This window comes from Ekhidna sp. ABH4_415, from assembly GCF_056161305.1.
Genome location: NZ_JBSWYW010000032.1, coordinates 1 through 283, shown reverse-complemented (window position 1 = coordinate 283; position 283 = coordinate 1). Strand labels below are relative to the sequence as shown.

The window sequence follows — 283 nt, the reverse complement described above, 5'->3', positions numbered from 1 at the left end:
CCAGACGTTAAATGAGGCGTACATCGATGGCAACACGATCACCGCGACAGATTTAGAAGGCGATGTGACGGTGAACTTGAGTGAGACGACCGACTTTGTGATCCAGGATGCTGGGGTAGCGACGTTCACCGTAGCGGACAATGGTCAGGTAACGAGTGTGGGCAATGTGGATGCACAGAATGGCTTAGATGTGACGGGAGCGAACCTGACGGTAGGCGCTACGACGATCGACCCAAGTACGGGCAATGCGAGTGTGGCAGGTACTTTGGGTGTGACGGGCACC

At 55.5% G+C, this 283-nt stretch carries 1 protein-coding gene; it reads left to right on the top strand.

Annotated features, from left to right (window positions below; translation table 11 throughout):
- Positions 1 to 76 precede the first annotated feature (76 nt).
- On the top strand, positions 77 to 283 hold a 207-nt coding region (locus ACXAH9_RS17185; protein ID WP_474896085.1), incomplete at its 3' end, for a hypothetical protein.